This is a genomic window from Enterobacter cloacae complex sp. IR53030, from assembly GCF_049238365.1.
GTDB classification, from domain to species: Bacteria; Pseudomonadota; Gammaproteobacteria; order Enterobacterales; family Enterobacteriaceae; genus Enterobacter; species Enterobacter kobei.
Map to the genome: position 1 here is coordinate 298,239 of NZ_JBMKHA010000003.1, position 6,795 is coordinate 305,033.

The 6,795-nt window shown below is 49.3% G+C and carries 13 protein-coding genes; 12 read left to right on the forward strand and 1 reads right to left on the reverse strand.

Going from position 1 to position 6,795, the window contains the following annotated elements:
- Positions 1-4: 4 nt before the first annotated feature.
- The 7 genes from ACOTXR_RS05180 to ACOTXR_RS05210 all read left to right on the forward strand — a co-directional run bounded on the left by ACOTXR_RS05180 (position 5) and on the right by ACOTXR_RS05210 (position 3,603).
- Positions 5-442 carry a hypothetical protein gene (locus ACOTXR_RS05180; RefSeq protein ID WP_112001855.1) on the forward strand — a complete coding sequence of 146 codons (438 nt, stop codon included), beginning with the start codon at positions 5-7 and terminating at the stop codon, positions 440-442.
- Positions 439-825, forward strand: a complete 387-nt coding sequence (locus tag ACOTXR_RS05185) for a phage tail termination protein (protein ID WP_112001856.1) — start codon at positions 439-441, stop codon at positions 823-825. Before ACOTXR_RS05180 ends, ACOTXR_RS05185 begins: the two co-directional genes overlap by 4 nt.
- A 15-nt stretch (positions 826-840) precedes the next feature.
- On the forward strand, positions 841-1,575 hold the full coding sequence (locus ACOTXR_RS05190; RefSeq protein ID WP_222834827.1) for an immunoglobulin domain-containing protein: 735 nt from the start codon (positions 841-843) through the stop codon (positions 1,573-1,575).
- 39 nt (positions 1,576-1,614) lie between these two features.
- On the forward strand, positions 1,615-2,268 hold the full coding sequence (locus tag ACOTXR_RS05195) for a DUF6246 family protein (RefSeq protein WP_222834828.1): 654 nt from the start codon (positions 1,615-1,617) through the stop codon (positions 2,266-2,268).
- A 183-nt stretch (positions 2,269-2,451) separates the two neighbouring features.
- Positions 2,452-2,964 (forward strand): KilA-N domain-containing protein, encoded by a 513-nt coding sequence (locus tag ACOTXR_RS05200; RefSeq protein WP_222834829.1) that lies wholly within the window; start codon positions 2,452-2,454, stop codon positions 2,962-2,964.
- A gap of 124 nt (positions 2,965-3,088) precedes the next feature.
- A complete protein-coding gene (locus ACOTXR_RS05205) occupies positions 3,089-3,313 on the forward strand; it encodes a hypothetical protein (protein ID WP_222834830.1) in 225 nt (74 codons plus the stop codon).
- 68 nt (positions 3,314-3,381) lie between these two features.
- Positions 3,382-3,603: a hypothetical protein gene (locus ACOTXR_RS05210; protein WP_222834831.1), complete on the forward strand. Its 222-nt coding sequence runs from the start codon at positions 3,382-3,384 to the stop codon at positions 3,601-3,603.
- Positions 3,604-3,617: 14 nt separating this feature from the next.
- Here the strand turns inward: ACOTXR_RS05210 and ACOTXR_RS05215 are convergent, their stop codons facing one another.
- Entirely contained in the window at positions 3,618-4,061 is a 444-nt protein-coding gene (locus ACOTXR_RS05215) for an Arc family DNA-binding protein (protein ID WP_222834832.1), read from the reverse strand.
- Positions 4,062-4,187: 126 nt separating this feature from the next.
- On the opposite strand from ACOTXR_RS05215, the gene ACOTXR_RS05220 reads away from it, so the two are divergent.
- The 5 genes from ACOTXR_RS05220 (at position 4,188) to ACOTXR_RS05240 (ending at position 6,724) form a co-directional block, all read left to right on the forward strand.
- A complete protein-coding gene (locus tag ACOTXR_RS05220; protein ID WP_002462729.1) occupies positions 4,188-4,355 on the forward strand; it encodes a hypothetical protein in 168 nt (55 codons plus the stop codon).
- Positions 4,342-5,055 (forward strand): BRO family protein, encoded by a 714-nt coding sequence (locus ACOTXR_RS05225; RefSeq protein WP_063928111.1) that lies wholly within the window; start codon positions 4,342-4,344, stop codon positions 5,053-5,055. Before ACOTXR_RS05220 ends, ACOTXR_RS05225 begins: the two co-directional genes overlap by 14 nt.
- 83 nt (positions 5,056-5,138) lie before the next feature.
- A complete protein-coding gene (locus ACOTXR_RS05230; protein ID WP_063928112.1) occupies positions 5,139-5,912 on the forward strand; it encodes an ORF6N domain-containing protein in 774 nt (257 codons plus the stop codon).
- A 156-nt stretch (positions 5,913-6,068) separates the two neighbouring features.
- Entirely contained in the window at positions 6,069-6,437 is a 369-nt protein-coding gene (locus ACOTXR_RS05235) for a hypothetical protein (protein WP_032676269.1), read from the forward strand.
- Entirely contained in the window at positions 6,434-6,724 is a 291-nt protein-coding gene (locus ACOTXR_RS05240) for a hemolysin XhlA (protein ID WP_226856264.1), read from the forward strand. The genes ACOTXR_RS05235 and ACOTXR_RS05240 overlap by 4 nt, the downstream gene beginning before the upstream one ends.
- The last annotated feature ends 71 nt before the right edge of the window (positions 6,725-6,795 follow it).

The following is a 6,795-nucleotide window of genomic DNA, read 5'->3' on the forward strand; positions in this document are numbered from 1 at the left end:
AATCATGCCCGTTAAAGGTATCAAGCGTGTTCAGATGAACACCCACAAGGTGCTGGCAGAAATTGCCGGGCCACGCACAGAAAGAGTGCTGACTGAGGTCATGATTGTCGGATCGTCTCACGCCGCGCTACTTACCCCCATTGACACATCCACTCTTATCAACAGCCAGTACAGAAAGCTTGAACCAATGCCAGGTGGGATGCAGGGAAAGGTCGGGTATACGGCTGCATACGCTGCCGCCGTTCATGGTATGTCCGGTAAGCTAAAAGGCCAGCCGCGTGAGCACTTCGGCAGAACTCGCGCTGGAAAAGAATTCGGTGGCGGCACAGGAAAAGGTAACTATTGGGACCCGGACGCTGAACCAGAATTTCTGACTAAAGGCTTTGAGCGTGACGGTCTCAACGAGATAAAGGCCATCATCAAGCAAGGGTACAAAGTATGACACGTAGCGAAGTGTATGACGCGTTGAGAGCGTGGTTGCAGTCGCATGGCTTTGATGTTGGTTATCGTGTTCAGAGTCGATTCTGGAAAGATTCTGAAGAATCAGCAGGCGATCGCTTTATCGTTATCCAGCAGAACGGCGGCGGCAAGCCAGAGGAAGCGATAACCCGCGATTATTTTCGTATCCTTCTCCTGTCAGGCCAGAACGACAGCAATATTAACCAGGTTGAAGACCGCGCCGACGCTATCCGCCAGGCGATGATCGACGACTACAAAACTGAGTGCATCATCTCGATGCAGCCAATCGGCGGCATCACCGCCATCAAAACAGAAGAAGGTCGTTACCTCTTCGATATTTCCTTTCAAACCATCATTTCCCGATAAAACGGAGATACAAACATGGCATGTGAAGCTGGTGCATTCACAGGGCGTGACGTCGTTGTTTATTACGCGATTTCCTGCCCGGAAGTCCAACCCTCAAACGGTGACTATACACGCCTTGGCATGATGCGAGGCAAAACGACAGGCGCAGAATGGGAAACCGCTGATGCAACTGCCGATATGAGCGCTGCATTCACGCAGGAAAACCTCGTTACTTACAAGAACATTTCGTTCTCAGGTGATGGCGTTACCCGCAAAGAGGATGTTTATGCGCAGAACGCGCTTAAACGCCACGTCTACAACCCACCCGCAGAGACCAGTAACCAGCCGTATGTCTGGCTGAAGATCATCTCTCCAAACGATATTACCGAAGGGCCGTTCATGGTGACCTCATGGCAGGATGAAGCGCCGCACGATGACGTTGCCACCTGGTCTATTGAGGCATCCAGTGCTGGTAGTGTGGACGTGCGCGACGTTGGTGCGGTCATTACTATCACCGCTCAACCGCAGAATCGTACGCTGACCGTTGGTGATACGCTGAATCTGTCAGTGTCCGCAACGGTTTCTGATGGTTCAGTGCTGACATATCAGTGGAAGCACGATGGCGAAGATATCAGCGGCGCCACGTCTGCCAATTACACCAAAGCGAGTGTTACAGAAGATGATGCCGGGGCTTATACCTGTCAGATCACTTCGGCCACCGCTGGTAGTCTGACGTCCGGCGCGGCGACGGTTATCGTCAACGCAGAGTAAGCATGAGGGGCGGAAGCCCCTTTTTCTTTGAGAGGCTTCATGAAAGCAATAACCGATATCGGCCAGGCTGTCATTCGGGCCGGTAGCAAAGAGATATTTCTCAATCCGTCATTCCTCGCTATGTCGCGTATTGGCTCACCGGAACAGATTGTTGATGCTTTCGTTAAGGTTCATGCCGGCCATTATCCGAAACACCGAATCTCCGATGCTCAAATCCTGAAAGCGGTCAATGCCCGTTGCTTTGCTGAAATGGCAGCGTCGGCTGCCAGCGTAGTCCGCCATTGCTCGGAAGGTGATGTTGCAGAGGTGATTGGTTCGTACTCGATGAACGCGGCAGGACGGCTGCTGTTCAAGCCGGGAGCCATTCCAATTGAGGATGTTATCCAGCTTGCCCGCCACCTGATGCTTCATGGCGTAATGGGCGACCAACCACCGGAAGAGTTCGAAGGTAAGAAGGGAGAATACAGCGACAAATTCGATGTACGGTCATTCGTCTACACCGCTGTTGCTCACCTCGGCATGAGCGAGTCAGACGCATGGAACATGACAATGACCAGCTTCCGCGCCGCCATGAACGCTAAATTTCCGCAGAAAGAGAAAGCCAGAGTGCCGACTCAGGAGAAATACGACGAAGTCATGGACTGGGCAGAACAGATGCTGGCGATCGACGCGCAACGGAACGGGCCGCATTAATCACCTTCGAAACAACACGACCAGCCTCGCTAAAGCGGGGCTTTTTTATACCTGAAATAAACCCAACGCGCTTCACACGCGCACGTTATAATCCTAGAGCCTACAGAAAGCGAGCCTGAGAGTTAGTTGTACTCTGGGGCGGCTATCTCTGTGTGACAGGCTCACTTTCTATAGGTAAACCTCATGCACTATCCAACCGTATCTGTAAACGGCGTATCCGTTCGTGTCGATAACGAAGGGCGTTACAATCTTAATGATCTCCACGCCGCAGCGGTGGCTGAAGGTAACGCCACAGAATCACAACGACCCAGTAACTTCACAAAAAGCAAATCTATCAAGGCATTCATTCGGGAGTTGACCGCCGCTACGAAAATAGCGGCGCTAAAAACCGTTAATGGCGGCCCTAATCATGGCGTCTGGGGGCTTGAGCTTATAGCTATCAGATATGCGGCATGGCTTAGCGCCAAGTTTGAGATAAAGGTCTATCAGACATTCCAAATGGTGATCCGCAATGGCATTGATGCCATGTCTCGCCTCAACAAAATCGACCATGTGATTAACACCGAAACCAAAGCGATTAGCCAGTGCGCCAGTCAGATGGCGAAGTGGGGAGTTGGTGGGCGCAAAAAGCTACTCCATGCAGCGCGTGATCGCGTTGCTGATGAGGTGCAGATGTATTTACCGGGCATTGTGTGAGGGTTAGCAATAAGCCCGTAGAAGGAATAAAGAAATGATATCAAAAGTTGTGTCAGAACAAGTAAGGAAGCGATTCCAAAACAGAGATCCTCTCCAGTTACCAACGTATATCAAAGGGCAAATAATGAAACGCGTGAAAGTTGAGTTTTCATCAAATAGCATTGTTCTCAAGAATACAGAGTTTCAGGTATTGCAGGGGGATCGCGTACTGGTTGAGGATTCTTTATCAGGTAAAATTTCGGATGTGTTCATCCGCCACTATGATGTAATTGCTGATGGCGGCCCTGTGTCGGTTCGATTCACGAAAGGTGATATACCAGGCTTAAATGTGAAGGCTGCTCTATCCTGAATTATCGCACCTTGCCTTATCCATCTATGGCGAAATAACATGCAATCTGGTTAACAAAGGAGATATGCATGTTTGTAGCAGATGGACTAAAAGCCGACCCGGATAACAAAGGCTGGGTCTTGGGGTGGGGAGTTGTGCGCGGTTCCCCTTGGCACCTTGTCGGTGTATACGCCACAAAAGATGTTGCCGAAACGAAAGCTGCTGATCTTGGCGCTGGGTACGACGCCGTTTACGGTAGCCATCGAGTTGGTAGTGATGATTTTGTGACAGGAATCAGGTTTCTGGAGTAAAGATTCAAGCCCACTCAGGTGGGCTTTTTCTCAGGAATCTCAGCAGTGAAGCCGGTCACATCCCAAGTTTTTTCCCATATCTCATAACCAAGCTCTTTAAGGCATAGGAAAGTTTTTTGGAAGACGGTATCGAAATCCTCATCGCTTAGCCCATCAAGCTCCAAATCATCAAGGTGGATATGGAAGGTGGTGTGACCAATTCTGACCTTTTTATTAATCTCAGAGAAAGTTCTTTTGAAAATTATCGCTGATAGCTCATCCCTTGCCTTGCTTACTATCTGAATAGCCTCTTCGGCAGAGATGACCTCATCATCTGACACTTCTGCCAAAAAGCTACCATCAAGCCTCTGCACAATTTCTGCATTCATTGAACGGTTGTTAGCTTTGGCAGAGTCTTCAATTTTCTCTTTAAGTTCAACTGGAAGCCTGATTCGTAGCTGCGGATCTTCTCTGCTCATGTTCAGCGTTATGCCTACAAAAAATTCACAATAAGTAAATTATGCCCCACCGTGGGGTTGACAGCAATGACGCACGGTGTGACACTTACATCAAGCCTCACGGTGGGGCATTTACTGGAGGGTTTAATGGAAAAGGCAAAAGACATGTACCAACGCAAGGTTCGCTTCCCTGAAGACGTACGTAAGGCTATCGAGAAGAACGGTGGCGATGAGTGTCGTCAGTTTAATACAGAGCTTATTTACCAGCTGAGAAAGGTGTACGGATTGGCAGGTGAGAAAAGTGCTCAAGCATAAAAACGTTGAAGCCCAACGGTGGTCAGACCGTCAGGCTTCGGTATCGAACAAATCCAGCGACGGAAGTATCGACATGAATATTGTACATAACTACGAATTAACTTTCCAGAATATCAACTTCGCTTACATGGAGGTTGCAGGGCAGATTTGGCTGACCGCTGCCCAGGTAGGCGAGGCTCTCGGCTACTCTGATGATAAAGCCATTCATCGCCTTTATCGTAAGCATGCTGATGAATTTACAGCAAATATGACAGGGGTGGTTAAAGTGACCACCCCCGGTGGAGTGCAGGATTCTCGCGTTTTTTCTCTGCGCGGAGCCCACCTGATGGGTATGTTTTCTCGAACCCCAGTTGCCAAAGAGTTCCGACGCTGGGTGCTGGATGTGCTGGATCGCGAGGTGCAGCATTCACCGATCGCTAAGCAATTCTCCGATGAGGAACTGGTTAGCCTTTGTTACCTGCAGTTGTGGATGGAAAGGAGCCAGTTGGTCAGCAAGAATCTTTATCCCGCGATGAAGCAGGCAAAATCTGAGTATGCGGGGGCGCTGTACGATATTGCCCATGATATTCACTACATGACTGTAGAGACCAAAAAGATTTTACTCCGGGAAGCTAAAAATCTGGATGACAAGAATTTTGTCGTAAGTCACGCTCAGCCGATGCTGGCAAAACTTCGCGGCGAAGACGGATGGATTCACTGATGGGCGCATGGGATGGCGCAAAAAGAAAAAGCCGATAGTTCGAGCTACCGGCTTTCAATGAAACGTGTCATAAGGACCAACGAATGACTTCATTAAATTTAGCAGTTCACGAGCGTAATGTCGATCCCCAAGCATTCCCTGTGCTGGAATGGTCTGGTATGCGTGTTGTTACCACGGAGATGCTGGCCTCTGGATATGGTTGTGAAGAGAAAAGCATCCGTATGAATCTTTCTCGAAACTTAGAGCGCTTTGAAGAGGGGAAGCACTACTTCATGGTGACTGGCGCAGACCTCAAAAATTTGCGAGCCACTGACAGTGGCTCACAAATCTCCACCAAAGTACGCACTCTAACTTTATGGACGGAGAAAGGCGCTGCCCGGATGTCGAAGATAGTCGACTCTGACGAAGCGTGGTCCTTCTTTGAGCGCCTGGAAGATTCATATTTCCGACCTGCGCCGGTTGCAGCGATTCCTCTGACTTACGAGGCCGCGCTCGAAGACCTCCTGGCGAAAGTGAAAGAGAACCGCATCATCGCCGAACAGCGTGATCGTGCAGTCAAAGAGAAGCGTTGGATCTCTGAGAAGCGCGAAGTCACCGCCATGGCAACAGCTTCCGCAGCTGTTCGTGCCAAAAACAAACTGGCAGAACGCATCGGGGAGGGGAAAAACTACGCAGCCATCATCCCTGTAGAGAAGAAGCTCGGGCAGAAATTCAAATGGCAGCCGCTCCGCAAGTGGTGCAGGGAGAATGACACTGAACCGCATGAAGTAGAAGATCCGCGCTTTGGCACTGTTAAGTCATGGCCTCGCGCTGCTTGGATGGCGGTTTATGACGTGGATTTACGCAAGATTTTTTAATCGGCTGAAAAGACAGCCAATCGGCCGATTTCTTGGCCAATCAACATCCCAACCCGCTTAACTGCGGGTTTTCCCGTTGCCATGGATAGATGAACAGTTTTTGAAGTCATGCCCGCGTGATAAATTTAAGGAAATACCATTTCGTGGTGAATCAGCGTGGAAGACGAAAAACAGCACCAAATGCAACTTCAACTGACCCTTCAGCGGCGGCTGGAGAAAGTTACTCCTGAGCTATTTTCTGAATATCTCTTCGAACGCGGCGTCAAAACAGTCATATGCCCAATTTGTGGGAGTGATGATATTTCTATACCTAACGCCAGTTCAATCACTGTGGGGCCTGATGGGTGCGAAAGCAGCATTTATGCCATCCCTGTCAAACTTGATACAGAGGGACCATCATACTCTTTAGTAAAATATGAATATCGTTTGATATGTAAGAACTGTGCGTATTCTATGCACTTTGCAACGTGGCCGGTATTGAAGTGGGTTGAACAGAAGTTGTCAGAAGCAGGGGAAGACCAATGAATATTAGAATGGAAGATAACATTCACGTAGTCGATTTCCCGAAACACGGTGGCGGAGGTAGCGGAGGAGATGACATGCTAGAGAAGCGTGTAAAGAAACTAGAGGATGATCTGGCTGGCATTCGGACTGATATAGCAGTCATAAAATCAAATTATGCAAACAAAGAAGATGTCGCCTCTTTAAGAGCTGAGTTACACCAATCTATTTCCGCTCAGACAAAATGGTTAGCTGCGACCATGATTGGTATAGCCGGCCTTTCCATGGCAGTTGCCAAGCTCATTTTCTAACCCAGCGCTCGCTGAGTTTTCCCTGGCCACGATCCCTGCTAGGGAAGGTGCGAACAAGTTCCTGATATGAG

What these genes read in the sequence shown, in the direction of transcription:
- ACOTXR_RS05180 (WP_112001855.1), top strand. Translation starts at nt 5, where the DNA reads ATGCCCGTTAAAGGTATCAAGCGTGTTCAGATGAACACCCACAAGGTG.
- ACOTXR_RS05185 (WP_112001856.1), top strand. Translation starts at nt 439, where the DNA reads ATGACACGTAGCGAAGTGTATGACGCGTTGAGAGCGTGGTTGCAGTCG.
- ACOTXR_RS05190 (WP_222834827.1), top strand. Translation starts at nt 841, where the DNA reads ATGGCATGTGAAGCTGGTGCATTCACAGGGCGTGACGTCGTTGTTTAT.
- ACOTXR_RS05195 (WP_222834828.1), top strand. Translation starts at nt 1,615, where the DNA reads ATGAAAGCAATAACCGATATCGGCCAGGCTGTCATTCGGGCCGGTAGC.
- ACOTXR_RS05200 (WP_222834829.1), top strand. Translation starts at nt 2,452, where the DNA reads ATGCACTATCCAACCGTATCTGTAAACGGCGTATCCGTTCGTGTCGAT.
- ACOTXR_RS05205 (WP_222834830.1), top strand. Translation starts at nt 3,089, where the DNA reads ATGAAACGCGTGAAAGTTGAGTTTTCATCAAATAGCATTGTTCTCAAG.
- ACOTXR_RS05210 (WP_222834831.1), top strand. Translation starts at nt 3,382, where the DNA reads ATGTTTGTAGCAGATGGACTAAAAGCCGACCCGGATAACAAAGGCTGG.
- ACOTXR_RS05215 (WP_222834832.1), bottom strand. Translation starts at nt 4,061, where the DNA reads ATGAGCAGAGAAGATCCGCAGCTACGAATCAGGCTTCCAGTTGAACTT.
- ACOTXR_RS05220 (WP_002462729.1), top strand. Translation starts at nt 4,188, where the DNA reads ATGGAAAAGGCAAAAGACATGTACCAACGCAAGGTTCGCTTCCCTGAA.
- ACOTXR_RS05230 (WP_063928112.1), top strand. Translation starts at nt 5,139, where the DNA reads ATGACTTCATTAAATTTAGCAGTTCACGAGCGTAATGTCGATCCCCAA.
- ACOTXR_RS05240 (WP_226856264.1), top strand. Translation starts at nt 6,434, where the DNA reads ATGAATATTAGAATGGAAGATAACATTCACGTAGTCGATTTCCCGAAA.